Source organism: Devosia sp. A449 (assembly GCF_054489375.1).
Genome location: NZ_JBTMWU010000018.1, coordinates 1 through 1217 on the forward strand (window position 1 = coordinate 1; position 1217 = coordinate 1217).

Below are 1217 nucleotides of genomic sequence, written 5' to 3' on the forward strand. Positions count from 1 at the left end.
GCGAAATCGACGGCGTTGCCGTCGTCCTTGGCCTTGCTGCGCCCCGGTCGTGTGCCATCGAGAATTTCCCCGGCGGCAGCCAGCAGGCTGGGTTCCACCGGCCCATACAGCGCCCGGCCCAATTCCACGAAGCGCGGCAGTTCCCGCGCGGCGAGCAGCGACAATTGCAGATCGAGTTCCTGCTGCTTTTCGCGATACAGCGTGGTCAGCACCGGGTCCTCGAAATGGTCGAGCGCGACGGTGAACAGTGCCTTTTTCTGCCGACCCACCTCGATGGTCAGCGGTCGATAGAGAAATCGCGGCGCCCGTTCGAATTTGCTGTCGGTAAATTCTGCCCAGGCAGCCTGGGCGTTGATCGGGGTGACGGCGAGCAGGAAGTCAAAGGATTGCGCAACCTCATCGATGGCGCGATCCGCGCGGCCCACGGCATCGACGAAGGCCTGGCGACCGAGGGCACGGTGTGTGGAAATGGCCAGACTCTTGGTCGCCCCGACAAAGGCCGCCACGGCCTGCAGGCCGGCGTCAACGATATTGGCGACCAGCTGCTCGCGTAGTTCCGGGTAGATGTCCTGGGAATCCGGCACGCGATAGATCGGCGCAAACCGCAACGTCAAACTGGCCTGCTTCGGCAGCAGCCGTGCCAGCTTGGCCGCCGGGTCATCCGCCATTTTGGGCCGCGCAATCTGTGGTGAGCGGAACCTCGCATCGGCCTGTTCGGTCGCGGCGGTGAAGGCGAGCAGCGCGGCTTGCGCGGCGCTGTCATGGCTGGCCGATGCGCTCATGTCCAGTGCGGGAAGGTAGGCGGCGTCCTCGGCCAGCACATCGCGCCCGAGTTCACCCACGTCAATGACGATAAAGGCGCCAAACCGCCCGATCATCGCCGCGGCCACCAGCTTGACGATCGCGCTGGCGGTGCCCAGATTGCGCGCCACCAGATAGGACGAATTGGCGGTCACCACCTCACGCGCTGCCTGCTGACGGACCCGGCCGACATGCACCATCAGGAACGGCAGCGGCCGGTCGATATGCAGACGCTCGCCACGTCCGAAATCGCGGCGGATCGGTTCTCCGCTCGCCAGCGCGGCCGCCAGTTCCTCCAGCAATTTGGCATCAGGCGCCCTCATGCGGTCGCCCTGAGGGCACCGAGCAACACCGGCAGTGAGGCCGTGAGCATGGCGCGCATCGCGCTCAGCGTCGCGATATCCGGCTCGCCGGTC

Annotated in this window: 1 protein-coding gene; it reads right to left on the bottom strand. The window is 65.8% G+C overall.

Features of this window, described 5'->3' with window-relative positions:
• A partial coding sequence (locus ACX3OW_RS21610) for a tyrosine/phenylalanine carboxypeptidase domain-containing protein (RefSeq protein WP_459097854.1) occupies positions 1-1124 on the bottom strand: 1124 nt, incomplete at its 3' end.
• Between the last annotated feature and the right edge of the window lie 93 nt (positions 1125-1217).